Origin of the sequence: Oryzisolibacter propanilivorax (assembly GCF_900103645.1) — a bacterium.
Taxonomy (GTDB): domain Bacteria; phylum Pseudomonadota; class Gammaproteobacteria; order Burkholderiales; family Burkholderiaceae_C; genus Melaminivora; species Melaminivora propanilivorax.
In genome coordinates, this window is sequence record NZ_FNHP01000004.1 from 274,589 (window position 1) to 299,592 (window position 25,004).

Genomic DNA, 25,004 nt, shown 5'->3' on the forward strand with positions numbered 1-25,004 from the left:
AGGCGGGGCGCTATTTACCGTGCGGCGCGCGGGTTGTCGATGGCGTCGGCCACGTTGGGCGTCGGCACGGCGCTGGGCTGGCCGGGCAGGTTCTGGCCGGCCGGCACGTTCAGGCGGCGCGAGCGCATGACTTGGTAGGGGCGCAGCACGTAGAAGATGGAAGCGAAGCCGCTCCACACGTGCACCAGCCGGCTGAACGGGAACAGCAGGAAGATGGTCACGCCCAGCACGATGTGCACCAGGAACGACCAGTGCAGGCCGGCCAGCGCGGCGGCGTCTACCGGGCGCAGGGTGATGATGCGCTGCGCCCAGTCGGCCAGGATCAGCATGGCGCTGCCGTCGGTGTGCTGCAGCGACTGCGGCAGTGTCAGCAGGCCCAGCGACAGCTGCACCCACAGCACCACCAGCACTGCGATGTCGGTGGGGTGGCTGGTGTAGCGGATGCGCGGGTCGCTCAGACGGCGGATCAGGAGCATCGTCAGGCCGACGAAGCAGATGGCGCCGGCGATGCCGCCCGCGGTGACGGCCAGCATCTGCTTGGTCGAGGCGCTCATGAAGATGCCGTACACGCTGTGCGGCGTGAACAGGCCCACCATGTGCCCGAAGAACAGGAACAGGATGCCGAAGTGGAACAGGTTGCTGCCCCAGCGCAGCAGGCCGGTGCGCAGCATCTGGGACGAATCGCTTTTCCAGGAATACTGGTTCTGGTCGAAGCGGATCAGGCTGCCCACGATGAACACGACGAAGCACACGTAGGGGTAGACCTGGAAGAGGAAGCGGTAGAGCGAGTCCATGGTTTCAGGCTCCTTGCGACGGAAGTGGGTTCTTGCGCACGATGTGCACGGGCTGGGGCTGGCCGGGGCGGGCCTGGCCGGCGGAGGAGCAGCCGTCGAAGGCGGCGGGCTCCTGCCAGCTCTCGTCCAGCGGGGGTTCGACCGGCACCGGGGTGTCGGCCTTGGGCTTGTGGCCGGCCAGGTCGAGCAGCGCCGCCAGCGCCGCGGCGTAGGGGCTGGTGCGCTGCACCAGGGCGGCGTGCACCGCGTCCAGCAGGTGCGCGATCTCGCCCAGGAAGCCCTTGGCCTCGCGCGGCGGCTGGGTGGAGACGAACTCCAGCACCGCCGGCAGGTAGTCGGGCAGCTCGTCCTCAACCAGCAGCAAGCCGGCCTTGGCGTAGGTCTCGCCCAGGTCGATCATGGCCGGGCCACGGTCGCGCGAGTCGCCGTGCACGTGCTCGAACAGGTACAGCGACGTGGCGCGGCCCCGGTCGAACAGCTCGACGTACTCGGTCTCGACGGCCAGCGGTTCGCCCTCCTGCAGATGGCGCACCAGCGCGGCGACGCCGGCGCGGCGGCTGGCCGACAGCACGCCGTCGGCCGCCAGCAGCGCCTCCATCTCGTACAGGTGCTCGCGCAGCGCGGCGTCGGGGTAGCCCAGCAGCGCGCCCAGCACGCGCAGGCTGACCGCGCCGGGGTGGCGCCCGGCCACGCGCTGCGTTACCGGGATGTTGTGCGGTTCTTGCTGCGCCATGCTCACACCTCCGCCTTGATCGGGATGGTGCGCTTCTTCTCCTGCCCGAACAGGCTCACGTCGGACACGCCGTCCGAGCAGCCGTTGCCGAACGAGAAGCCGCAGCCGCCGCGCACGTTGAATGCGTTCTCGGCGTACTCGCGGTGCGTCGTCGGGATGACGAAGCGGTCCTCGTAGTTGGCGATGGCCATGATCTGGTACATGTCCTCGGCCTCGTGCTGCGTCAGGCCGACCTGGTTCAGCACATCGGTGTCGATGCGCCGCTCGACGTGCTTGGCGCGCTGGTAGGCGCGCATGCCGAGCATGCGCTCGAGCGCGCGCACCACGGGGGCGGTGTCGCCGGCGGTGAGCAGGTTGGCGAGGTACTTGACCGGGATGCGCAGCTGGTTCACGTCCGGGATCTGGCCGTTCACGCCCAGGTGGCCGGCGTTGGCCGCCGAGCTGATCGGCGACAGCGGCGGCACGTACCAGACCATGGGCAGCGTGCGGTACTCGGGGTGCAGCGGCAGCGCCACCTTCCAGTCCACGGCCATCTTGTAGACCGGGCTCTTGCGTGCGGCCTCCATCCACTTGTCGGGGATGCCGTCGATCCTGGCCTGGGCGATCACGGCCGGATCATGCGGGTCGAGGAAGATGTCCAGCTGCGCCGGGTACAGGTCGCGGTCGCGCTCGACGCTGGCCGCTTCCTGGATGCGGTCCGCGTCGTACAGCAGCACGCCGAGGTAGCGGATGCGGCCGACGCAGGTCTCCGAGCACACCGTGGGCTGGCCGGCCTCGATGCGCGGGTAGCAGAAGATGCACTTCTCGGCCTTGCCGCTCTTCCAGTTGTAGTAGATCTTCTTGTACGGGCAGCCCGAGACGCACATGCGCCAGCCGCGGCACTTGTCCTGGTCGATCAGCACGATGCCGTCTTCCTCGCGCTTGTAGATCGAGCCCGAGGGGCACGATGCCACGCACGCCGGGTTCAGGCAGTGCTCGCACAGGCGCGGCAGGTACATCATGAAGGTGTTCTCGAACTGGCCGTACATCTCCTTCTGGATGTCGTCGAAGTTCTTGTCCTGGCTGCGCTTGGCGAATTCGCCGCCCAGGATTTCCTCCCAGTTCGGGCCCCAGACGATCTTGTCCATCTGCTGGCCGGTGATGAGACTGCGCGGCTTGGCCGTGGGCGAGGTGCTCATCTCCGGCGCCGACTGCAGGTGGGCGTAGTCGAACGTGAAGGGCTCGTAGTAGTCGTCGATCTCCGGTAGGTTGGGGTTGGCGAAGATGCGCATGAGCAGCTTCCACTTCGCCCCCTGGCGCGGCACGATCGAGCCGTCGGCGCGGCGCACCCAGCCGCCGTTCCAGCGGTCCTGGTTCTCCCAGTCCTTCGGGTAGCCGATGCCGGGCTTGGTTTCGACGTTGTTGAACCAGGCGTACTCCATGCCGGGGCGGCTGGTCCAGACGTTCTTGCAGGTGACCGAACAGGTGTGGCAGCCGATGCACTTGTCCAGGTTCAGCACCATTCCGATCTGTGCGCGGATTTTCATGCCGTCTCTCCTTGATCCAACGTGGGTTTGATGAGCTGGTCGGCCACCGGGGTGTCGAGCCAGTCCACCTTGTTCATCTTGCGCAGGACGATGAATTCGTCCCGGTTGGTACCGATGGTTCCGTAGTAGTTGAAGCCGTAGCTGAACTGCGCGTAGCCGCCGATCATGTGCGTGGGTTTCAGCACCACGCGCGTCACCGAGTTGTGGATGCCGCCGCGCACCTTGGTCATCTCCGAGCCGGGGGTGTTCACGATCTTTTCCTGGGCGTGGTACATCATGACCATGCCGGGCTTCACGCGCTGGCTGACCACCGCGCGGGCGGTGAGCGCGCCGTTGACGTTGAACAGCTCGATCCAGTCGTTGTCCTCGATGTTCGCGCGCTTGGCGTCCTCCTCGCTGACCCAGACGATGGGACCACCACGGCTCAGCGTGAGCATCAGCAGGTTGTCCGTATAGGTCGAGTGGATGCCCCACTTCTGGTGCGGCGTGATGAAGTTCAGCTGGATCTCCGGGTTGCCGTTGGGTTTCAGGCCCATGACCTCGGCCGTGGCCTTCAGGTCCACCGGCGGGCGGTAGCTGGTGAAGCCCTCGCCGAAGGCCAGCATCCACGGGTGGTCCATGTAGAACTGCTGACGGCCGGTCAGCGTGCGCCATGGGATCAGCTCGTGCACGTTGGTGTAGCCGGCGTTGTAGCTCACCGTCTCGCTCTCGATGCCGCTCCAGGTGGGCGAGCTGATGATCTTGCGCGGCTGCGCCTGGATGTCGCGGAAGCGGATTTTTTCGTCCTCGCGGTACAGCGCCAGGTGCGTGTGGTCGCGCCCGGTCTGCTTGCCCAGCGCCTCCCAGGCCTTCACGGCTACGTGGCCGTTGGTCTCGGGCGCCATGTGCAGCACCACCTCGCAGGCGTCGATGTCGCTCTCGATCTTCGGCATGCCCTGCGTCGGACCCGGATCGCGCACCACGCCGTTGAGCTGGCCGAGCTGCGTGACCTCCAGCTTGGTATCCCAGTTGATGCCCTTGCCGCCGTTGCCCAGCTTGTCCATCAGCGGGCCCAGGGCCGTGAAGCGCTTATAGACGTTCGGGAAGTCGCGCTCGACCACCGTCATCTGCGGGCCGGTCTTGCCGGGGATCAGGTCGCACTCGCCGCGCGTCCAGTCGGCCACGCCGAAGGGCTGGGCCAGCTCGGCGGGCGAGTCGTGCTGCAGCGGGGTGAGCACGATCTCGCGCTCCACGCCCAGCTCGCCTGGGCACAGCTCGCTGAACTTCTGCGCGAAGCCCTTGTAGATGTCCCAGTCGCTGCGCGCCTGCCACGCCGGGTCCACCGCCGTGGACAGCGGGTGGATGAACGGGTGCATGTCGCTGGTGTTCAGGTCGTTCTTCTCGTACCAGGTGGCGGTGGGCAGCACGATGTCCGAGTACAGGCAGGTGGTGCTCATGCGGAAGTCCAGCGTGACCACCAAGTCCAGCTTGCCCTCGGGCGCCTGCTCGTGCCAGACCACTTCCTGGGGCTTGGCGTCCTGCGGCCCCAGGTCCTTGCCCTGCACGCCGTTGCCGGTGCCCAGCAGGTGCTTGAGGAAATACTCGTGGCCCTTGCCCGACGAGCCCAGGATGTTGGAGCGCCACACGAACATGTTGCGCGGCCAGTTGTCCGGGTGGTCCGGGTCGATGCAGCTGAGCTTGAGCTTGCCGCTCTTGAGCGCGTCCACCGTGTACTGCTTCGGGTCTTGGCCGGCGGCCTGCGCGTCGCGCACCACCTGCAGCGGGTTGGTCTTGAGCTGCGGGGCCGACGGCAGCCAGCCCATGCGCTCGGCGCGCACGTTGTAGTCGATCATGCTGCCGCCGTACTGGCTCTTGTCGGCCAGCGGCGAGAGCACCTCTTCCACGCCGATCTTCTCGTAGCGCCACTGGTCGGTGTGGGCGTAGAAGAAGCTGGTCGAGTTCTGGTGGCGCGGCGGGCGGATCCAGTCCAGCGCGAAGGCCAGCAGCGTCCAGCCGGTCTGCGGGCGCAGCTTTTCCTGGCCCACGTAGTGCGCCCAGCCGCCACCGCTCTTGCCGATGCAGCCGCACATCATCAGCATGTTGATGACGCCGCGGTAGTTCATGTCGCAGTGGTACCAGTGGTTCATCGCCGCGCCGATGATGACCATGGAGCGGCCCTCGGTGTCGTGCGCGTTCTGGGCGAACTGGCGTGCCACGGTGGCGATCTGGTCACGCGGCGTGCCGGTGATCTGCTCCTGCCAAGCGGGCGTGTAGGGGTGGTTGTCGTCGAAGTCCTTGGCCGCGAACTCGCCGGGCAGGCCACGTGCCACACCGTAGTTGGCCACCTGCAGGTCGAACACGGTGGCGACCAGCGTGCTGCCGCCGGCCAGCTGCAGGCGCTGCACCGGCACGGTGCGCACCAGCACGTCGGACTGCGGGTTGTTCGGGAAGTGCTCGGAGGCGATGCCGCCGAAGTACGGGAAGCCCACGCGCGCGGTCTCGGGCGCGGCGGCCTCATCTTCCAGCAGCGACAGGCGCAGGCGCACCTCGCTGCCGTCGTCGGCGTTCTTCTGCTCCAGGTTCCACTGGCCCTCGTCGGCGCGACCGTCCGGGCCCCAGCGGAAGCCGATCGCGCCCTGCGGCACCACCACGCGGCCGCTGTCGTCCAGCGCCACGGTCTTCCACTCGGGGTTGTTGGACTGGCCCAGCGCCTCGTCGAAATCACTGGCGCGCACGTAGCGGTCGGGCACCAGCACCGTCTCGCCCGACTCCAGCACCTTTTCCTTCAGGGTGACCAGCATCGGCATGTCGGTGTAGCGGCGCACGTAGTCGTCGAAATACGCGCTGCGCTCGCCGTTGTCCGGGAAGTAGAACTCCTTGAGGATGACGTGGCCCATGGCCATGGCCACGGCGGCGTCGGTGCCCTGCTTGGGGTGCAGCCAGATGTCAGACAGCTTGGCGACCTCGGAGAAGTCGGGCGTCACGGCCACCGTCTTGGTGCCCTTGTAGCGCACCTCGGTGAAGAAGTGCGCGTCCGGCGTGCGCGTCTGCGGCACGTTCGAGCCCCAGGCGATGATGTAGCTGGAGTTGTACCAGTCGGCGCTCTCCGGCACGTCGGTCTGCTCGCCCCAGACCTGCGGCGACGACGGCGGCAGGTCGCAGTACCAGTCGTAGAAGCTCATGCACACGCCACCGATCAGCGACAGGTAGCGCGTGCCGGCGGCGTAGCTGATCATCGACATCGCCGGGATCGGCGAGAAACCGATGATGCGGTCCGGGCCGTGCTTCTGGATGGTGTGGATGTTGGCGGCGGCGACGATCTCGTTGACCTCGTCCCAGCTCGAGCGCGCAAAGCCGCCCATGCCGCGCACCTTCTGGTATTCGGTGCGCTTGGCGTCGTCGCTGACGATGCTGCGCCAGGCCTCCACCGGCGCCATGGTCTGGCGCGCCTCGCGCCACGAGCGCAGCAGGCGCGCGCGCACCATCGGGTACTTCACGCGGTTGGCGCTGTAGAGGTACCAGCTGTAGCTGGCGCCACGCGAGCAGCCGCGCGGCTCGTGGTTGGGCATGTCCCAGCGCGTGCGCGGGTAGTCGGTCTGCTGGGTTTCCCAGGTGACGATGCCGCCCTTGACATAGACCTTCCACGAGCACGAGCCGGTGCAGTTCACACCGTGTGTGGAGCGCACGATCTTGTCGTGCGCCCAGCGATTGCGGTAGGCGTCTTCCCAGGTGCGGTCCTCGCCGGTGACCTGGCCGTGCCCGCCGGCGAAGCTCTCGCGCGGCTGTGAGAAATAGGTGAGGCGGTCGAGGAAGTGACTCATCGTGTTTCCTTCATGGTGTTGTCGTGGTGGGCCGGCAAGGGGAAAAAGGGTGGGACAAAGGCCGTCGTGCGCTGCTGCATCAGCACGGCATCTCGGCGTTGCGGCGCGCGTAGTACCACCAGGTCACGAACACGCACAGCAGATAAAAGGCACTGAAGATCCACAGCGCCAGCTCGGGCCCGCCGGTGGCGGCGATCGAGCTGCCGTAGCTCTTGGGGATGAAGAAGCCGCCGTAGGCGCCTAAAGCGCCGGCAAAGCCCACGGCCGCCGCGCCCTCGGTGTTGCCGTCGCGCACGGCCTGGGCCTGTGCGGCGGCATCGCCCTCGCGCACACCGCGCAGCTTCTGGTTCAGGAAGATCACCGGGATCATGCGGAAGGTGGAGCCGTTGCCGATGCCGGTGGTGCAGAACAGCACCAGGAACATCAGGAAGAAGCCGGTGAAGCTGCCCTCGGCCGGCCCGAACGGCAGCGCGTAGCCCCCCGAACCCTTGGGCAGGAAGTACAGCACGCCCAGCACCGCCAGCGCCATGACCAGGAAGTTCCACAGCGTCACCACGCCGCCGCCGATCTTGTCGGCCAGCCAGCCGCCGAAGGGCCGCACCAGCGCCCCCACCAGCGGCCCGAGCCAGGCGTAGGCCAGCGGGTTGACCGAGGGGAACAGGGCCTTGATGAGCAGTGGAAAGCCGGCGGCGAAACCGATGAACGAGCCGAACGTGCCCAGGTACAGCAGGCACATGATCCAGTTGTGCTTGGCGCGGAAGATGGTCGCCTGCGCGGCGAAGCTCGCCTTGGCGTCGGCGATGTCGTGCATGCCGAACCAAGCGGCCAACGCAGCGATGGCGATCCACGGCACCCAGATGAAGGCAGCGTTCTGCGCCCACACGTGCTGCGGGTCGCCATTGCGCACCATGACCTGTGGGTCGCCGCCGAAGATGCCGAAGATGCCCAGGGTGATGACTAGCGGGCTCAAAAACTGCACCACCGACACGCCCAGGTTGCCCAGGCCGGCGTTCACGCCCAGCGCCGAGCCTTTGCGCTCCTTCGGGAAGAAGAAGCTGATGTTGGCCATGCTGGAGCTGAAGTTGCCCCCGCCCAGGCCGCACAGCAGCGCCAGGATCAGCATGGTGGGATAGCCGGTGGTGTTGTCCTGCACCGCGTAGCCGATGCCGATGGCCGGGATCAGGAGCGACGCGGTGGACAGCGCCGTCCAGCGCCGGCCGCCGAAAATCGGCACCATGAACGAGTAGAAGATGCGCAGCGTGGCGCCCGACAGCGCCGGCGCCGCGGCCAGCCAGAACAGCTGGTTGGTCGAGTACTTGAAGCCCAAAGCCGGCAGGTTCACGGCGACCACGCTCCAGACCTGCCAGATGGCGAAGGCCAGGAACAGCGCGGGCACCGAGATCCACAGGTTGAGCTTGGCGACGGCCTCGCCCTCCTTTTCCCAGAACTGCTTGTCCTCGGGAGTCCAGAGCGAGAGCAGGCGGCCCTTGCGCGCGCTGCCGGGGGTGGCGGTGGTGGAAGACATGAAACGGTCTCCGGTGGAAACGGGGCGGCGCTGTCAGCGCACCGCGGCGGGGACGGCCTGCGCGGCCATGACGTCGGTGCGGCGCACCTCGGTGAAATACATCCAGATCAGCGAGACCCAAACCACGCCGTACATCAGCATGAAGGCGCTGGAGCGGATGCCGGTCCAGTCCATCAGCATGCCGAACAGGATCGGCAGGATGAAGCCGCCCATGCCGCCGGCCAGGCCCACGATGCCGCTGATGGCGCCGATGTTGCCGGGGTAGTCGTCGCTGATGTATTTGAAGACGCTGGCCTTGCCGAACGCCCAGGCTATGCCCAGGATGAACATCAGGCCGGTGAAGACATAGACGTTCAGGCCGATGTGCAGCGTCATCGGGCCGTTGACAGTGGTGATGGTGAAGTCGGTCTGCGGGTAGGACAGCAGGAACAGGCAGATCCAGCTCACCCACATGACCCACCAGGTCACGCTGTGCGCGCCGTACTTGTCCGAGAGCACGCCGCCGATGGCGCGCAGCACGCCGCCGGGCAGCGAGAAGCAGGCCGCCAGCAACGCCGCCACGCGGATGTCCAGGCCGTACTCGCCGACGTAGTACTGCACCATCCACAGGGCCAGGGCCACGTAACCGCCGAAGACGATGCTGTAGTACTGGCAGTACTTGAGCACCTTGGGGTCCTTGAGCGCCTTGAGCTGCTGGGTGAACGAGACGTTGCTCGGCACCAGGTGCGCCGGGTCGCTGGAGCTGAAGATCCAGAACAGCACCAGCGTGCCGAGCATGATGGCCGCATACACGTGCGGCACGGCCTGCCAGCCGAAGGCCACCAGGATCACCGGGGCGACAAACTTGTTCACCGCCGCGCCCGAGTTGCCGGCGCCGTACACGCCCATGGCCATGCCCTGGCGGTTCTTCGGGAACCAGCGCGCTACGTAGGGCGTGCCGACCGAGAACGCGCCGCCGGCCAGGCCGACGAACAGGCCGATGACCAGGAAGTGCCAGTACTCGGTGGCCGAGCCCATGAACCAGATCGCCGGGACGGTGATGGCCAGCAGGATCGTCATGACGATGCGCCCGCCGAAGCGGTCGGTCCAGATGCCCAGCGGCACGCGGATCAGCGAGCCGGTCAGCACCGGCATGGCCGTGAGCAGCCCGAACTGCGTGGAGCTCAGGTTCAGCAGCTTCTTGATCGGGATGCCGATGATGCCGAACATCATCCAGACCATGAAGCACACGGTGAACGCCAGGGTGCTCACGATGAGCACGGACCAGGCCTGGCGGGTGCGGCGGGGATCGGTTGCCGCGGATTGCGACGGGGTGGACATGGCGGTTTTTCCGTTTGTGCGATGCCCAATGCTCGCCGCAACGCCCTGGCCTGCCCATCCTCCGGTGGCAGGGGCAGCGCGCGGCGGAAGAACGATGGCGCGCCCGCCTGGGCCTAGTTCCAAAGAACTATCGCCCCCTCGCCAATAATGCTCGAAAGTGCCCGCGGCCCTTTGTTTGCGCCGGCCTCAAACTATCGAAACCATAGCACAGCGCCCGCGCGGCGGGACTACTCCGGCCGCTGCCGGTCCGAGGCGTAGACCGCCGCCTGCACGCGCGAGGTCAGGCCCAGCTTGCGCAGGATGTGCTGCACGTGGATCTTCACCGTGGTCTCGGCGATGTCCAGGGCACGCGCGATCTCCTTGTTGCTGGCGCCGCGCGCGATCTCGCGCAGCACCTCTTCCTCGCGCGGCGACAGCGGCGTGCCGCCCTCCTCGGGCGCCGCGGCGACAGCCGACACTGGCGCCTCGGGCACGCCCTGCGCCTGGAAGGCCGCCACCAGCTTGCCCATCATCTCCGGGCTGACCACCGGCTCGCCGCGCGCGGCGCGGCGCACCGCCTCGGCCAGCAGGTCGCCGTCGATGGTCTTGAGCAGGTAGCCCTGCGCGCCGTGGCGCAGCGCGGCGGCCAGGTCGGCGCCGTCCTCGCTCACCGTCAGCATGACCACGCGGCTGCCGGGCGAGGCGCGGCGCAGGTCGGCGATGGCGTCCACACCCAGCACGCCGGGCAGGTGGTTGTCCAGCAGGATGACCTGCGGCACGAGCTGCGGCAGCAGGCGCAGCGCCTCGCCGGCGTCGCCCGCCTCGCCGACCACCTGGAGATCCTCGTGCTGGCTCAGCAGGGCCACCAGGCCGCGGCGCAGCAGGGTGTGATCGTCGATCAGGAACAGCGTGGTGACGGGGGCGGCGGCCGGGGTGGCGGAGGCAGGAGGCATGGCGGTCGGGGCGGAATCAGTCGGTCAGGGAGACTTGCGCCAGGGGCGCGGGCGGGCCGGAAGGTTGGAATGTGGGCGGCGGCGCGGCGCTTTCGACGCTGGTCGCGGGCAGATCCAGCGCCACGCAGGTGCCCTGCCCGCCCGGCTGCGAGGTCACGGACAGCGTGGCCTGGATGGCCTCGGCGCGCTCGCGCATGATGCCCAGGCCGACGTGCAGCGAGTCTGGCGGCACCGCCTGCGGGTCGAACCCCTGCCCGTCGTCGTGCACCTCGAAGCGCCAGCGCGGGTGGCGCTGCACGTTCACCTGCACGCTCTTGGCGCCGGCATGCTTGCGCACGTTGGACAGCGCTTCCTGCACGATGTGCAGCACCTGGATCTGCACGTCCGGCGCCAGCGGCAGGCCCTGGCCAGACATGGACAGCCTGGCCGCCACGCCGGTCTGGTGCCCGAACTTGGACAGCGTGGCGCGCAGCGCGCCCTCGATGTCCTCGTCCTGGGTACGGGTGCGAAAGTGCACCAGCAGTTCGCGCACGTCGGCATAGCACTCGCGCACGCCGATGTCGAGCTCGGCGATGGCGGCGTCGCGCGCGGCGCCCTTGCCGCGCGCCACTGCCGTCTGCAAGAGCTGCACCTGGATCTTCAGGAAGGCCAGCGACTGGGCGATGGAGTCGTGCAGCTCGCGCGCGATCAGGCCGCGCTCGGCGGCCACCGCCGCCTCGCGCTCCAGCGCCGCGGCGCGCAGCCCTTCCATGGAGCTGGCCAGGTGCCGCGCCATGCTGGCCAGCAGCTCGCGCGCATCGTCGGCCAGCGCCACCGGCCGGCGGAAGAACAGCGACACCTCGCCCATCAGGCGCTGGTGCTGGCGCACCGGGATGCTGATGACGGTCTGGAAGCCCGCCTCGCGGCAGTGCGGCATCTGCAGGTCCGTGGCCGGCAGGATGGGAATCACGCGCATGCGCGCCTGCTGCGCCGTCTGGCCGCACTCGCAGGCACCGGCGACCACGCAGTGCTCGTCCTCGACCATGGACTGCGGCAGTCCGTCCGCGGCCAGCAGCACGTAGCGCTGGTTGGTCTCATCCGACCAGCGCACCGCCGCGGCATCGGCCAGCGCCACGCGGCGCACCTGCTGCACGAAGCCCTGGGTCAGCGCCTCCAGGCTGCCTGCCTCGGCGGCCAGCGCGCTGACCTCGTACAGCGCCTGCAGGCGCAGGTTCTGCTCCTCCACGCTGGCGGTCTTGTCGCGCACCTTGCGCTCCAGGTCGTGGTGCGAGGTCTGCAGCGCGTGCGCCATGCGGTTGAAGCCGGCGGTGAGCTGGCCGAACTCGTCGTCGGCCTCCACCGCCAGGCGCGTGCCCAGTTCGCCACGCTGCACGCGCGCCAGCGCCTGCTGCAGCCGCATCACCGGGTTCAGCACCACCAAGTAGCTCAGCGCCATGAAGGCCACCGCGGCGGCGATGACCAGCGCCACCATCAGCAGCTGGAACAGATGCAGCCCGGCGGTCCAGCGTGCGATCTGCACCTCAATGGCCTCGACGAAACCGTCCAGCTCGGTGACGAAGGCATCGCCGCGCGCCATGGCCTGCTCGCCGCTGGGCGGCTGCGCGCGCCAGTCCGCGCGGATGGTGCGCCAGCGCTGCACGATGCCGGTGTAGTGCGCGCGCGTGGCATCGCCCCAGGGCACGAACAGCGGCCGCGACGGGTCGCCGGTGCGCAGCAGCTCCAGGCTGCCCTCGAAGCGCTGGGCCAGCTGCTCGAAATCCTGCGGCGACTCGTGCTGCTGCGCCAGCACCATGCGCAGCATGTTCATGCGCAGGCGACCGGCCTCGTTCACCGCCGCCGCGCCGCCTTCCAGCTTCCAGGTCACCCACAGGGTGAAGCCGATGGAGGCCAGCGCGACCAGCAAAAAGGCCGTGCCCATGGCCAGCAGCTTGGTCGAGAGCGTGGGGCGGTGCAGCATGACCGCAGTGTAGGCGGCGCGGGCCACAGCCCGGCGCCTTACAAGGAAAAAGTGCCTTTAGCCTTTGTATTGCAAGGGCCTGCAGCTATTTTTTCAATAGCGCTGCAGGCGAGTGAACCAAAGGTTTTCAGCCGCAGCTGCCCAGCGCCCCGCACTGGGTGCAGTAGTCGCAGCCGTCCTTGCGGATCACGGCGTGCGCGCCGCACTCGTGGCACTTCTTGCCGGCCATGGGCGGGGGCATGCCGATGGCCACCGCCGGCTCCTCCAGCGGCAGCTGCTGCTGCTCGGGCTCGGTCACGCGGCGCGCCAGGATGTTCTGCACCGCGTAGGCGATGGCCGCCACCTCCGAGTCGTGCCACAGCGGCACCGGCGTGCCGTCGGCGCGGGTGTGCGTGCCCAGACGCACCGGGCCGCGGTCCCACGCCACCTTGCGCATGTCCGACAGCGCACGCTCCAGGAAGCCGCCGCGCGCGGCCAGCGACAGCAGGCGCATGCTGGAGGTGATCCACTGCTGCGACTCACCGCTCTGACCCACCGGCATGAAGAACTCGATGGCCCGGTCCACCGTGCCGCCGCGCCCGTCCGGCACCGGCAGGAAGGAGACGATCAGGTACAGGCGCTTCTGGCCCTCCTGCGTCCAGTACTCGACCTTCTCGGCCACCGCCGACAGCCCGCCCTTGGGGCGGCTCTCGATGACGGTGCGCATCGGGTCGAACGGCGCGGCCGGCTCTTCGGCGGTGGCCGGCGCCGGTGCGGCCGCCGGCGCTGCGGCGGGCACTTCCAGCACCGCGCCCAGGATGCTGTTCGGCCGGTAGGTGGCCAGGCCCTTCAGGCCCGAGTGCCAGGCCTGCAGGTACAGGTTCTTGAAGTCCTCATACGGATAGTCGGCCGGCACGTTCACGGTCTTGGAAATGGCCGTGTCCACGTAGGGCTGCACCGCCTCCATCATCGCCACGTGGTCGGCGGCGCTCATGTCCATGGCATTGACGAAGTACCCGGGCAACTGGTTCACGTCGCCGCCCAGGGTCTTGTACAGGCGCCAGGCGTGGTCCTCGACCACGTACTCGCTCTTGCTGCCGTCGGCCTCGCGCTTCCTGCGCGTGTAGGTCCAGGAGAACGGCGGCTCGATGCCGTTGGAGGCGTTGTCGGCGAAGGCCAGGCTCACGGTGCCGGTGGGCGCGATGGACAGCAGGTGGCTGTTGCGGATGCCGTGCTTGCGGATGGCCTTCTTGATGTCCTCGGGCAGGCGGCTGGCGAAGGTACCCTCAGCCAGGTAGCCCGCGGCGTCGAACTTCGGGAACGCGCCTTTTTCCTTGGCCAGCTCGACCGAGGCGCGGTAGGCCGCGTCGCGCATGCGCCGGGCGATCTGCACCGCCATGTCACGGCCTTCCTGGCGGTCGTAGCGCACCTTGAGCATCGCCAGGGTGTTGCCCATGCCGGTGAAGCCGACGCCGATGCGCCGCTTGGCGGCGGACTCGGCCTGCTGCTGCGGCAGCGGCCAGAAAGTGACGTCCAGCACGTTGTCCAGCGCGCGCACTTGCAGCGCCACGGCGGCCTCGAAAGCGTCGAAGTCGAACGACGCATCGCCGTGCAGCCCGAACGGGTGGCGCACGAAGCGCGTCAGGATGATGGGCCCCAGGTCGCAGCAGCCGTAGGGCGGCAGGGGCTGCTCGCCGCAGGGGTTGGTGGCCTGGATGCTCTCGGTGTAGTGCAGGTTGTTGTCGGTATTGATCTGGTCCAGGAACAGGATGCCCGGCTCGGCGAAGTCATACGCCGACTGCATGATGGTGTCCCACAGCTCGCGCGCGCGCACGCTGCGGTACACCCACTGGCCGTCGGCACGCTGGCGCGCGCCGGCCGCCAGCGCGTCCGGGCCGGGGGCGGCGCCGTGCACCAGCTCCCACTCGCCGTCCTGCTCCACCGCCTGCATGAAGGCGTCGGGCACGCCGACCGAGACGTTGAAATTGTTCCAGCGCCCCGGCGTGCGCTTGGCGGTGATGAAGTCCAGCACGTCCGGGTGGTCGATGCGCAGCACGCCCATCTGCGCGCCGCGGCGCGCGCCGGCGCTCTCCACCGTCGAGCACGACTGGTCGAAGACGTTGATGTAGCTGCATGGGCCCGAGGCCATGGAGTGCGTGCCCTTGACCAGCGCGCCGCGCGGGCGGATGCGCGAGAAGTCGTAGCCCACGCCGCCGCCGCGGCGCATGGTCTCGGCGGCCTCGCGCAGCGCCTCGTAGATGCCCGGGTAGCCGGCGTCGTCCACGCCCTGGATGCAGTCGCCCACCGGCTGCACGAAGCAGTTGATCAGGGTGGCCTGGATGTCGGTGCCGGCGGCGCTCATGATGCGCCCGGCGCCGATGGCGCCACCGCGCAGGTTCTCCAGGAAGCGCTCCTCGAGCTTCTGGCGCAGCTCGGGTTTTTCCACCGAGGCCAGGGCGCGCGCCACGCGCGCATACAGCTGGTCCACCTCGTGCTCGCCGCTTTTCAGGTATTTCTCGCGCAACACGTCCAGGCTGATGGGCTGGACGGGCAGGCTGGGGGCGAGGCTGGTGGATTCACGTTGCATGGCGTTGGGTTCTCGGCAGGAAGAAAGGCAGGAAAAGGGAAGGCGGAGACGGGGCATGGCACCCCGGGGGGGCGGGCCGTCGCCGCAACACGCGGGATGCGCCCGGGAGTGGGAGTCGCGCGCGCGAAGCCGGGGTTGTACACCCTGCCGCAGGGCCGCGCCGCAGCCGGCGGCAAAGACCCGGCAGCGGCCGGCGGGCAGTGCCGGGCCGCCCTGCGGTTTTTGTAGCAGCGCGGCGCCGGCCCATGCGGGGGCGCAAATTTTGCCCGCTTTGGCAAGGGCGCCAGACCAGTGCGTCGCCGCAAACGCACAAATTACCATGTCGGCATGACCGTCTTTCCCATCCCCCTGCGCGCGCGGCGGCGGGCGCTGCTGGCCGGCCTGGCGCTGACCGTCCTGGCCGGCTGCGCCGCCCCGCCCGACCGCGCCACCGCCGGCCCCGCGCCGGGCGACGCCGACGCCGCCTGGCTGGCACAGCTGCAGCGCTGGCAGGGCGTGCCGGTGCTGTTGCTGGGCGAGCAGCATGACGTGCCCGCGCACCAGCAGTGGGAGCAGGCCACCGTGCAGTGGCTGGCCGCGCGCGGCCGGCTGGCGGCGCTGGTCCTCGAGATGGCCGAGGCCGGCACCGCCACCGATGGCCTGCCGCCTACCGCCAGTGCCGACGCCGTGCGCGCGCGGCTGCGCTGGAACGAGCGGCTATGGCCCTGGGAGCACTATGCCGGCGCGATCATGGCCGCCGTCGCCGCCGGAGTGCCGGTGCGCGGCGCCAACCTGGACGCCGCCGCCCTGCGCGCCGCGCTGCAGGACGCGACGCTGGACGCGCACCTGCCGCCGCCCGCCCTGGCGCGCCAGCGCCGCGCCATCGAAGACGGCCACTGCGGCCTGCTGCCGCCGGCGCGCGTGCAGCCCATGGTGCGCGTGCAGCTGGCACGCGACGCCAGCTTCGCGCGCCAGCTGCAGCAGTCGCTGCAGCCCGAGCGCACGGCGCTGCTGCTGGCCGGCGGCGGGCATGTGCTGCGCGACCTGGGCGTGCCGACCTGGCTGCCGCCCGGTTTGGAGTCAAAAGTGGCTCTAGCCCATGTATATCAAGGGCAGCCAGCTACCGAAAAAGGAGCGGACTACCGGCATGCCACGGACGCCCCGCCGGCGTCCGATCACTGCGCCGGGCTGCGCGGGCGCTGGCCCGGCGGCGCGCCTGCCTCCTCGTCGGACGCTCCAGCGCCATCGGCGCGCTGAGGCGGCTGCGCGCCCAGTAGCGCCTCGAACTGCTCGGGCGGCAGCGGGCGGCTGCACAGCCAGCCCTGGTACAGGTCGCAGCCGCGCGCGCGCAGGAAGTCCAGCTGTGCCTGGGTCTCCACGCCCTCGGCCACCACCTGCAGCCCCAGGCTGTGACCCATGGCGATGATGGCGGCGCTGATGGCCATGTCGTCGCCGCTGGCCGGGATGTCGCGGATGAAGCCCTGGTCGATCTTCAGCACGTCGATGGGAAAGCGCTTGAGGTGCGCCAGCGACGAGTAGCCGGTGCCGAAGTCGTCCACCGCGATGTGGACGCCCAGCGCGTGCAGGCGCAGCAGCGTCTGGCGCGCTTCCTCGGGGCGCTCGGCCAGCGCGCTCTCGGTCAGCTCCAGCTCCAGGCAGCGCGCGGAAAAGCCGCTCTCGGCGAGCGCCTGCGCGGCGCTGCCGGCCACGTCGTTCAGGTGGAATTGGCGCGGCGAGACGTTCACCGCGATGCGCAGCTCGGGCAGGCCGGCATCGCGCCAGCGCCGGCCCTGCCGGCAGGCCTCGCGCAGCACCCAGTCGCCCAGGGCACCGATCACGCCCGAGCTCTCCGCCACCGGAATGAAGCGTGCCGGCGAGATCAGTCCCTCCTCGGGGTCGAGCCAGCGCACCAGCGCCTCGGCGCCGGTGATCCGCCCGCTGGCCACGTTTACCTGCGGCTGGTAGTGCAGGCGCAGGTGGCCCAGCGCCAGCGCCTGGCGCAGCCGGGCCTCGATCTGCAGGCGCTCGCGCGCGTCCTGCGTCATCTGCTCGGTGAAGAAGCAATACGCACCGCGCCCGCGCGCCTTGGCGCCGTACACCGCGGCGTGCGCGCCCTGCAGCAGCTGCTGCGCGCTGTCCGCCTGCTCCGGGTAGGTGCAGATGCCGATGCTGACGCCCACCACCACCGCCACCCCGTCGGGCGACAGCCAGGGCCGGGCGGCGACGCCGATCAGGTTGCGCGCCACGGCGGCGGCGCCGTCGGCGTGGCGCAGGTGGCGCGCCACCACCGCGATCTCGTCGCCCGCCAGGCGCCCGATCAGGTCGCCGGGGCGCAGCGCCGAGCGCACCTGGGCGCTGATGTGCTGCAGCACCTGGTCGCCCACGGCGTGGCCCCAGCTGCCGTTCACGTCCTTGAAGCGGTCCAGGTTCAGCAGCAGCACCGCCAGCAACTCGCCGCTGCGCGCCGCCTGCTGCACCACGTCCTGCAATTGCTCGCCGAACCACAGTCGGTTGGCCAGGCCGGTGAGCGGGTCGCAGTGCGCCAGGAAATCCAGCCGCTCCTGCTGCTGCTTTTCCTCGGAGATGTCGGTGAACATGCACACGTAGTGCGTCACCGCGCCTTGCGCGTCATAGACCGCCGACAGCGACATGCGCTCGGGAAAGATCTCGCCGTCCTTGCGCCGGTTCCAGATCTCGCCCTGCCAGTGGCCGGTGCGGTTCATGCTGTCCCACATGGCGCGGTAAAAGGCCTTGTCGTGGCGGCCGGACTTGAAGACCCGGGGAGTCAGGCCACGCAGCTCGTCCTCGTGGTAGCCCAGCAGCCGCGTGAAGGAGGCGTTCACCGACAGGATCTGCATCTGCGCGTCGGTTACCACCACGCCCTCGATGGTGTTCTCCACCACCGTGGCGGCCAGGCGCTGGCGCTCGTCGGCGGCGCGGCGTGCGCTCAGGTCGGTGACGATGCCCGAGCAGCGCTCGGGCTCGCCGGCTGCGTTCAGGTGGCGCTGGCCACGCGCCTGCACCCAGCACCAGCTGTCGTCGAAACGCCGCAGCCGCGCCACTTCCTCGAACGGCGCGCCGCTGGCGATGGTGTGCTCCAGCGCGCGCTGCACGCGCTCGCGGTCCTCGGGGTGCAGCCGCTGCAGCAGCAGCGGCTGGCCATAAACCCTCTCAGGGTCGGGGTGGCGCAGCAGCCGCAGCACGCTGGGTGAATAGGTATGGCGCTGGCGCGCCAGGTCCCAGTCCCACAGGCCGCTGCCGCTGCCCTCCAGCGCCAGGCCCAGCACGCGCTGGCTGTGCGCCAGCGCGGCGCGCGCGGCGCCGATCTCGCCCATGTCCAGCAGCACGCACACCAGGTGCGCCGTCTGGCCGTCGGCGGCGGGCACCAGGCTGGCCTGGCACAGCACCAGCACCTCCGGCCCTCCGCTGGCCGGGCGGCAGACATGCTCTCCCTGGTAGTGGCTGGCGTCCCCGGCCAGCAGCGCCTGCAGCAGCTGCGCGGCGCGGGCCTCGTCGACAGCGGGCGCCAGTTCGCGCAGGTCGCGCCCGGGCAGTGCCAGCGCCGGCAGCTCCAGCCAGCCGGCCAGGCGGTCGTTGGCCCACAGGACGACCAGGCTGTGTGGATCGACCCGCGCGATGCCGGCCGGCGCGTGCCGCACCACGTGCGCCAGCTCGCGCGCCAGCGCGCCGCGCTGCTGCTCGGCGCTGCGCATGCGCGTCAGCAGCCACCAGCACAGCAGCCCCGACAGCAGCACGAAGACCAGGCCCTTGACCATATGCCAGGGCGACGGCGTGTGCCCGGCACCGTACAGCCACTGCGCCATCAGCGCGTCGCCCACGAAAACCCACGCCGCGCCCGCGAGAAGGTAGAGCGCCAGCCCGCGGGCGGGCGTCATGCGGGGCGTGCGCCCCAAATCATGCATGTCCATTGCTGCTGCAGCGTGTGGGCCTGCTGCGACAATTCGCCGCCATGAGCCAAACCTACATTCTCACCCTGTCCTGCCCCGACCGGCTGGGGCTGGTGCACGCCGTTTCGGGTTTTCTCCTGGAACATGGCGCCAATATCGAGGAAGCCGCGCAGTACAACGACCACGCCACCGGCCTGTTCTTCATGCGCGTGCAGTTCGCCTGCGATGGCCAGGACGCGGGCGCGCTGCGCGCCGACCTGGAGGAGTTCGCCAAGCCCTTCCAGATGCGCCTGGGCCTGCACCAGCGCGACGTGCCGATGAAGACGGTGATCATGGTCAGCCGCGAGGGCCACTGCCTGAACGATCTGCTGTTCCGCGTGAAGAGCGGCCTGCTGCCGATCGAGGTGCGCGCCATCATCAGCAACCACCGCGACTTCTACCAGCTGGCGGCCAGCTACGACATCCCGTTCCACCACATCCCGGTCACGGCGGCCACCAAGGTCCAGGCCGAGGCGCGGCAGTACGAGATCATCCAGGCCGAGGGCGCCGAGCTGGTGGTGCTGGCGCGCTACATGCAGGTGCTGTCCAACGACCTGTGCACCAAACTGGCCGGGCGGGCGATCAACATCCACCACAGCTTCCTGCCCAGCTTCAAGGGCGCCAAGCCCTACTACCAGGCACACGACCGCGGCGTGAAGCTGATCGGCGCCACCGCCCACTACGTCACCGCCGACCTGGACGAGGGCCCGATCATCGAGCAGGACGTAGCCCGCGCCGACCACACCGACACGGTGGAGGACCTCACGGCCCGCGGGCGCGACACCGAAAGCCTGGTGCTGGCGCGCGCCGTAAAGTGGCACAGCGAGCACCGCGTGCTGCCCAACGGCCACAAGACCGTAGTCTTCCGCTGATCCCATTCCCATGTCTACCACGCCCGGCGCCGGCCTGCGGCGCATCCCGCCCATCCAGTGCCTGCTGACCTTCGAGGCGCTGGCCCGGCTGCGCAGCGTGACGCAGACCGCCGACGAGCTGTGCGTCACGCCCAGCGCCGTGAGCCACCGGGTCAAGCAGCTCGAGCAGATCCTGGGCACGCGCCTGTTCGGCCGGGCGGATTTCTCGCTGACCACCGACGGCAGCGCCTACCTGGCGCACGTGCGCGAGGGGCTGACCGCGCTGCAGCGCTTCCCCGGCATGGCCGCCAACCCGACCAAGCGGCGCCTGAAGATCGCTGTCACGCCGACGTTCGCGCGCGCCATCCTGATCCCGCGCCTGCGCCAGTTCACCGAGGCCTACCCGGAAATCGACCTGGCGCTGCAGGTGTCCATTCCGCTGCTCGACGTGGTGGCCGAGGACGCCGACCTGGTGGTGCGCTTCGGCCCGGGCCACTACGCCGACATGGAGCACGTGGAGATCGCGCGCGACATCGTCACGCCGCTGGCCTCGCCGGCCTTCGTGCGCGAGCATGGGCCGTTCCAGCGGCCCGAGGACCTGGCCGAGGTGCCGCTGCTGCGCAGCCCGCTAGAGCCCTGGCGCAGCTGGTTCGATGCCTGTGGCCTGGATTGGCCGGCACCTGCCGAGGGCTCGCAGTTCAACGACGTCGGATTGATGTGCGACGCGGCCGCCGCCGGCATGGGTGTGGCGCTGGTGCGCCTGAAACTCGGCCTGCCGTGGCTGGAGCAGGGCCTGCTGGTGCGCCTGTTCGACATCGACGCGCCCAGCCCGCACGCCCACTATCTGTGCTGGCGCACCGGCACCATGGACCGCTGGGAGTGCGCGGCGTTCGCGGAATGGCTGCACCGGACCATGACCTGAGCGCATGGCTTCATGCCTAATAACACATATACCCCGGAGGAATCGCACATCCGGGCAGCCAGACACATAATGAAACAGTCAGCGCGCCTGCGCTCATCGCCCCTCTTGCCGTCTGGAAGCTGCCGCCTTGATGCCACGCCACCGCCCCTGCCTGACCGTCCTAGCGCTGGCGAGCCTTGCGGCGCTGACCGTGCCAGCCCATGCCGACGCCCATCCCATCATCGTCGGCGCCAGCCTGCCGCTGTCGGGCGCCAACGCCGCCACCGGCCAGGAGACGCTGTCCGTCCTCAAGGCCTATTTCGACAGCATCAACCGCAGCGGCGGCATCGACGGCCGCCCATTGCAGCTGAATGCGCTGGATGATGCTTACGAGCCGGAGAAGGCGGCCGAGAACACCCGCACGCTGGCCGCCAGCCGCGCCGTGGCGCTGCTCAACTGCTGGGGCACGGCCAATTGCAGCGCCATGGCGCCGGTGGCGACGCAGGCCGGCATGCCCCTGATGGGCGGCATCGGTGCCCCGCCAGGGCGCTACGTCTTCAATGTGCGTGCCAGTACCGAATCCGAGCTGGCCGCCGTGGTGCGCCACATGGCCAACATCGGCCAGACCCAGATCGCCGTGGTCTATGAGGACGCGGCCTTCGGCAAGGAGGCCCACGGGCTGGCGCGCAGGGCGCTGCAGGACCACCGCCTGCAACCGCTGCTGGAGCTGGCGCTGGCGCCCGATGGCAGCAACGCAGGCGCCGTGGCGGCCGAGCTTGGCAAGGCGGATGCGCTCAACGGCGTGATCCTGCTGGCCTCGCCCGCACTCACCGTGGGCTTCATCAACCAGGTGCGCAATGCCGGTGTCGGCGTGCAGTTCTACAACCTAGCCGCGCAGGCCAACGCCGCCGTGGTGCGCGGCCTGGGCCGGCACACTTCCGGCGTGGTCTTCACGACGCTGGTGCCCAGCCCCTGGCGCAGCGCCATTCCTGCGGTGCGCGAGTACCAGCAGCTGGTGGGCAAGGACGGCGCGCAGGCGCAGTATTCCTTCCTGGGCATGGAGGTGTACCTGAACGCCCGCACGCTGGTGGAAGGCCTGCGCAAGGCCGGCCGCGGCGTGACGCGCGACGCGCTGGTCGCCGCGCTGGAGAGTCAGGAGCCGCGCCAGTACGGCCCGATGACGGTGCACTTCGGCCCGCAGCGGCGCGAGGGCTCCAGCTATGTCGGCCTGACCATGATCGACCGGCGCGGACAGTTCATCGAGTGAGCCGGCGCGCAGGGCGGCGCGTCCTGAACACCACGGGCTGACTGCCGGGGCGCGCGGGCCGAACCCATAATCGGACGGCGACTCCCCGCACTGCCCGCTCCCGTACCGGAGGTTTTCTTGCCGTCACGCCGCGCCTTCACCCTTTACGCCGCTGCGCTCCTGCCCTGCGCCCGACTGGCACAGGCCGACACCGGACCCATTCTGATCGGCGCCAGCCTGCCGCTGTCGGGCACGAACGCGGCCGTCGGCAACGAGGGCCTGGCCGTGCTGCAGGCGTACTGCGACAGCGTCAACCGCAACGGCGGCGTGGACGGCCGGCCGCTGCAGCTGACCGCGCTGGACGACGCCTTCGTGCCCGCCAAAGCGGCCGAGAATGCACGCACGCTGGCCGCGGGCAAGGCGGTGGCGCTGGTCAACTGCTGGGGCACGGCCAGCTGCAGCGCCATGGTGCCGGTGGTGACGCAGACCGGGCTGCCGCTGGTGGGCGGCATCGCCGGTGGCGGCGCCATGCGCGCGGCGCCGGCGCGCCAGGTGTTCAACATCCGCGCCAGCACTGCGGCCGAGATCGGCGCCATGGTGCGCCACATGACCAGCATCGGCCAGCAGCGCATCGCCGTGGTCTACCAGGATGACGCTTTCGGCAAGGGCGGGCTGGAGGTGGCGCAGCAGGTGCTGCGCGAACGCGGCCTGCAGCCGGTGCTGCAGCAGGCACTGGCCGCGGACGGCGCCAATGCCGCAGCCGTGGCGCAGGCGCTGGCGCGCGAGCCGGCGCCCAACGGCATCATCTTGCTGGCGTCGCCGCCGGCGACCGTGGCGCTCATCCCGCAGGCGCGCAAGGCCGGGCTGCGGGCGCAGTTCTACAACCTGGCGGCGCAGGCCAGCGACAGCGTGGTGCAGGGCCTGGGCGAGCACACCACCGGCGTGGTCTTCACAACGCTGGTGCCCAGCCCGTGGCGCACCAGCGTGCCCGCGGTGCGCGACTACCAGCAACTGCTGACCGCGATGGACAGGCCGCCGCGCCCCTCCTACCTGGGCCTGGAGGTCTACCTGAACGCGCGCGTGCTGGTGGACGGCCTGCGCAAGGCCGGCCGCACCGTGCAGCGTGAGTCGCTCATCCAGGCGCTGGAGAGTATGGAGACGCGCCAGTACGGCGCGATGGCGGTGCGCTTCGGGCCGCAGCAGCAGCACGAGGGTTCCAGCTACGTCGGCCTGGCGATGATCGACCGACGGGGGCAGTTCATCGAGTGAGGCACACCGCTTTTCACGCGAGCATGCAATAAACCTCAGCCACGCGCCGCGGCCCTGCCCTACAGTGGCGGCCATGAACGCCGTCCTTGCTCCTTCCCGATCCACTGGCGCGCCAGCGCAACCACCCGCCACGCCCGAGCCGGCCACGCGCGCGGCACGCCAGACGGAAGTGGTGCAGGCGCTGTCCGCCTGCCTACCGCAGCACGCCCTGCTGTGGCACGCCGAGGACACTACGCCGTATGAGTGCGACGGCCTCACCGCCTACCGCCAGCGCCCGCTGGTGGTCTGTCTGCCCGAGACCGAGCAGGAGGTGCAAGCCGTGCTGCGCACCTGCCACCGCCTGCAGGTGCCGGTGGTGGCGCGCGGCGCCGGCACCGGGCTGTCGGGCGGCGCCATGCCGCACGCCATGGGCGTGACGCTGTCGCTGGCTCGGTTCAACCGCATCCTGCAGGTGGACCCGGTGAGCCGCACCGCGCGCGTGCAGTGCGGCGTGCGCAACTTGGCCATCAGCGAGGCCGCGGCGCCGCACGGCCTGTACTACGCGCCCGACCCCAGCAGCCAGATAGCCTGCACCATCGGCGGCAATGTGGCGGAGAACTCCGGCGGTGTGCACTGCCTGAAGTACGGCCTGACGGTGCACAACCTGCTGCGCGTGCGCGGCTACACCATGGAGGGCGAGCCCGTCACCTTCGGATCCGACGCGCTGGACGCGCCCGGCCTGGACCTGCTGGCGGCCGTGATCGGCAGCGAGGGCATGCTGGCGGTGGCGCTGGAGGTGACGGTGAAGCTCATCCCGCGCCCGCAGCTGGCACGCTGCATCATGGCCAGCTTCGACGACGTGCGCAAAGCCGGGGATGCGGTGGCGGCGGTGATCGCCGCCGGCATCATCCCGGCCGGGCTGGAGATGATGGACAAGCCCATGACGGCCGCCGTCGAGGACTTCGTCAAGGCTGGCTACGACCTGTCGGCCGAGGCCATCCTGCTATGCGAATCCGACGGCACGCCCGAGGAAGTGGAAGAAGAGATCGCCCGCATGAGCGCGGTGCTCACCGCCGCCGGCGCCACGGCCATCGCCGTCAGCCAGAACGAGGAAGAGCGCGCACGCTTCTGGAGCGGGCGCAAGAACGCCTTTCCGGCCAGCGGCCGCATCAGCCCGGACTACATGTGCATGGACTCGACCATCCCCAGGAAGCGCCTGGCCGACATCCTGCTGGCCATCCAGGAGATGGAGAAGAAATACCGGCTGCGCTGCTGCAACGTGTTCCATGCCGGCGACGGCAACCTGCACCCGTTGATCCTGTTCGATGCCAACGACCCGGACGAGCTGCACCGCTGCGAGCTGTTCGGCGCCGACATCCTGGAGACCAGCGTGGCCATGGGCGGCACGGTGACCGGCGAGCACGGCGTGGGCGTGGAAAAGCTCAACAGCATGTGCGTGCAGTTCACCGCAGAGGAGAACGCGCAGATGATCGCCCTGAAAACCGCGTTCGACCCGGCCGGGCTGCTGAACCCGGGCAAGGTCATCCCGACGCTGAACCGCTGTGCCGAGTACGGCCGGATGCTGGTGCGCGGCGGCCAGCTGAGCCACCCGGACCTGCCGCGCTTCTGACGTGCGCCATGCGCGCCCGCAGCACAGCGGCGCACGCGCTGCGCTGACA

At 69.6% G+C, this 25,004-nt stretch carries 16 protein-coding genes; 6 read left to right on the forward strand and 10 right to left on the reverse strand.

What is annotated here, in order from left to right; genetic code table 11:
- Positions 1 to 14: 14 nt before the first annotated feature.
- From narI to BLQ61_RS08925, 9 genes are all read right to left on the reverse strand, one after another.
- Positions 15 to 794, reverse strand: coding sequence for a respiratory nitrate reductase subunit gamma (narI, locus tag BLQ61_RS08885; RefSeq protein ID WP_091568997.1), 780 nt, complete (start codon positions 792 to 794; stop codon positions 15 to 17).
- A 4-nt stretch (positions 795 to 798) separates the two neighbouring features.
- Positions 799 to 1,527, reverse strand: coding sequence for a nitrate reductase molybdenum cofactor assembly chaperone (gene narJ / locus BLQ61_RS08890; protein WP_091568998.1), 729 nt, complete (start codon positions 1,525 to 1,527; stop codon positions 799 to 801).
- Positions 1,528 to 1,529: 2 nt separating this feature from the next.
- The gene (gene narH, locus BLQ61_RS08895; RefSeq protein WP_091569000.1) at positions 1,530 to 3,053 is read right to left on the reverse strand and encodes a nitrate reductase subunit beta; all 1,524 of its coding nucleotides are present in this window, start codon (positions 3,051 to 3,053) and stop codon (positions 1,530 to 1,532) included.
- Entirely contained in the window at positions 3,050 to 6,853 is a 3,804-nt protein-coding gene (locus tag BLQ61_RS08900; RefSeq protein ID WP_091569002.1) for a nitrate reductase subunit alpha, read from the reverse strand. Before BLQ61_RS08900 ends, narH begins: the two co-directional genes overlap by 4 nt.
- Before the next feature lie 79 nt (positions 6,854 to 6,932).
- Entirely contained in the window at positions 6,933 to 8,378 is a 1,446-nt protein-coding gene (locus tag BLQ61_RS08905; protein WP_091569004.1) for an MFS transporter, read from the reverse strand.
- A gap of 33 nt (positions 8,379 to 8,411) precedes the next feature.
- On the reverse strand, positions 8,412 to 9,698 hold the full coding sequence (locus tag BLQ61_RS08910) for an MFS transporter (protein ID WP_091569005.1): 1,287 nt from the start codon (positions 9,696 to 9,698) through the stop codon (positions 8,412 to 8,414).
- Positions 9,699 to 9,925: 227 nt separating this feature from the next.
- Positions 9,926 to 10,630, reverse strand: coding sequence for a response regulator (locus BLQ61_RS08915; protein ID WP_091569007.1), 705 nt, complete (start codon positions 10,628 to 10,630; stop codon positions 9,926 to 9,928).
- Between the two features lie 16 nt (positions 10,631 to 10,646).
- Positions 10,647 to 12,587, reverse strand: coding sequence for a type IV pili methyl-accepting chemotaxis transducer N-terminal domain-containing protein (locus BLQ61_RS08920; protein ID WP_091569141.1), 1,941 nt, complete (start codon positions 12,585 to 12,587; stop codon positions 10,647 to 10,649).
- A gap of 127 nt (positions 12,588 to 12,714) precedes the next feature.
- Positions 12,715 to 15,153, reverse strand: coding sequence for an adenosylcobalamin-dependent ribonucleoside-diphosphate reductase (locus tag BLQ61_RS08925; RefSeq protein ID WP_091569009.1), 2,439 nt, complete (start codon positions 15,151 to 15,153; stop codon positions 12,715 to 12,717).
- A 327-nt stretch (positions 15,154 to 15,480) separates the two neighbouring features.
- Between BLQ61_RS08925 and BLQ61_RS08930 the strand changes: the two genes are divergently transcribed.
- Positions 15,481 to 16,389, forward strand: a complete 909-nt coding sequence (locus BLQ61_RS08930; protein ID WP_091569011.1) for a ChaN family lipoprotein — start codon at positions 15,481 to 15,483, stop codon at positions 16,387 to 16,389.
- On the opposite strand, the gene BLQ61_RS08935 is transcribed toward BLQ61_RS08930, so the two are convergent.
- Positions 16,308 to 19,028, reverse strand: coding sequence for a sensor domain-containing protein (locus BLQ61_RS08935; RefSeq protein WP_245703929.1), 2,721 nt, complete (start codon positions 19,026 to 19,028; stop codon positions 16,308 to 16,310). The two genes, BLQ61_RS08930 and BLQ61_RS08935, sit on opposite strands and share 82 nt — an antisense overlap.
- A 74-nt stretch (positions 19,029 to 19,102) precedes the next feature.
- Between BLQ61_RS08935 and purU the strand changes: the two genes are divergently transcribed.
- The 5 genes from purU (at position 19,103) to BLQ61_RS08960 (ending at position 24,955) form a co-directional block, all read left to right on the forward strand.
- Positions 19,103 to 19,951, forward strand: a complete 849-nt coding sequence (gene purU / locus BLQ61_RS08940) for a formyltetrahydrofolate deformylase (protein WP_091569143.1) — start codon at positions 19,103 to 19,105, stop codon at positions 19,949 to 19,951.
- A 10-nt stretch (positions 19,952 to 19,961) separates the two neighbouring features.
- Positions 19,962 to 20,852 (forward strand): LysR substrate-binding domain-containing protein, encoded by an 891-nt coding sequence (locus BLQ61_RS08945; RefSeq protein WP_091569014.1) that lies wholly within the window; start codon positions 19,962 to 19,964, stop codon positions 20,850 to 20,852.
- Between the two features lie 130 nt (positions 20,853 to 20,982).
- Complete coding sequence (locus tag BLQ61_RS08950) at positions 20,983 to 22,098, forward strand: ABC transporter substrate-binding protein (RefSeq protein ID WP_091569016.1); 1,116 nt, start codon at positions 20,983 to 20,985, stop codon at positions 22,096 to 22,098.
- 117 nt (positions 22,099 to 22,215) lie between these two features.
- A complete protein-coding gene (locus tag BLQ61_RS08955; RefSeq protein WP_245703930.1) occupies positions 22,216 to 23,346 on the forward strand; it encodes an ABC transporter substrate-binding protein in 1,131 nt (376 codons plus the stop codon).
- Positions 23,347 to 23,419: 73 nt separating this feature from the next.
- Positions 23,420 to 24,955: an FAD-linked oxidase C-terminal domain-containing protein gene (locus BLQ61_RS08960; protein WP_245703931.1), complete on the forward strand. Its 1,536-nt coding sequence runs from the start codon at positions 23,420 to 23,422 to the stop codon at positions 24,953 to 24,955.
- Positions 24,956 to 25,004 lie beyond the last annotated feature (49 nt).

What these genes read in the sequence shown, in the direction of transcription:
- narI (WP_091568997.1), bottom strand. Translation starts at nt 794, where the DNA reads ATGGACTCGCTCTACCGCTTCCTCTTCCAGGTCTACCCCTACGTGTGC.
- narJ (WP_091568998.1), bottom strand. Translation starts at nt 1,527, where the DNA reads ATGGCGCAGCAAGAACCGCACAACATCCCGGTAACGCAGCGCGTGGCC.
- narH (WP_091569000.1), bottom strand. Translation starts at nt 3,053, where the DNA reads ATGAAAATCCGCGCACAGATCGGAATGGTGCTGAACCTGGACAAGTGC.
- BLQ61_RS08900 (WP_091569002.1), bottom strand. Translation starts at nt 6,853, where the DNA reads ATGAGTCACTTCCTCGACCGCCTCACCTATTTCTCACAGCCGCGCGAG.
- BLQ61_RS08905 (WP_091569004.1), bottom strand. Translation starts at nt 8,378, where the DNA reads ATGTCTTCCACCACCGCCACCCCCGGCAGCGCGCGCAAGGGCCGCCTG.
- BLQ61_RS08910 (WP_091569005.1), bottom strand. Translation starts at nt 9,698, where the DNA reads ATGTCCACCCCGTCGCAATCCGCGGCAACCGATCCCCGCCGCACCCGC.
- BLQ61_RS08915 (WP_091569007.1), bottom strand. Translation starts at nt 10,630, where the DNA reads ATGCCTCCTGCCTCCGCCACCCCGGCCGCCGCCCCCGTCACCACGCTG.
- BLQ61_RS08920 (WP_091569141.1), bottom strand. Translation starts at nt 12,587, where the DNA reads ATGCTGCACCGCCCCACGCTCTCGACCAAGCTGCTGGCCATGGGCACG.
- BLQ61_RS08925 (WP_091569009.1), bottom strand. Translation starts at nt 15,153, where the DNA reads ATGCAACGTGAATCCACCAGCCTCGCCCCCAGCCTGCCCGTCCAGCCC.
- BLQ61_RS08930 (WP_091569011.1), top strand. Translation starts at nt 15,481, where the DNA reads ATGACCGTCTTTCCCATCCCCCTGCGCGCGCGGCGGCGGGCGCTGCTG.
- BLQ61_RS08935 (WP_245703929.1), bottom strand. Translation starts at nt 19,028, where the DNA reads ATGACGCCCGCCCGCGGGCTGGCGCTCTACCTTCTCGCGGGCGCGGCG.
- purU (WP_091569143.1), top strand. Translation starts at nt 19,103, where the DNA reads ATGAGCCAAACCTACATTCTCACCCTGTCCTGCCCCGACCGGCTGGGG.
- BLQ61_RS08945 (WP_091569014.1), top strand. Translation starts at nt 19,962, where the DNA reads ATGTCTACCACGCCCGGCGCCGGCCTGCGGCGCATCCCGCCCATCCAG.
- BLQ61_RS08950 (WP_091569016.1), top strand. Translation starts at nt 20,983, where the DNA reads ATGCCACGCCACCGCCCCTGCCTGACCGTCCTAGCGCTGGCGAGCCTT.
- BLQ61_RS08960 (WP_245703931.1), top strand. Translation starts at nt 23,420, where the DNA reads ATGAACGCCGTCCTTGCTCCTTCCCGATCCACTGGCGCGCCAGCGCAA.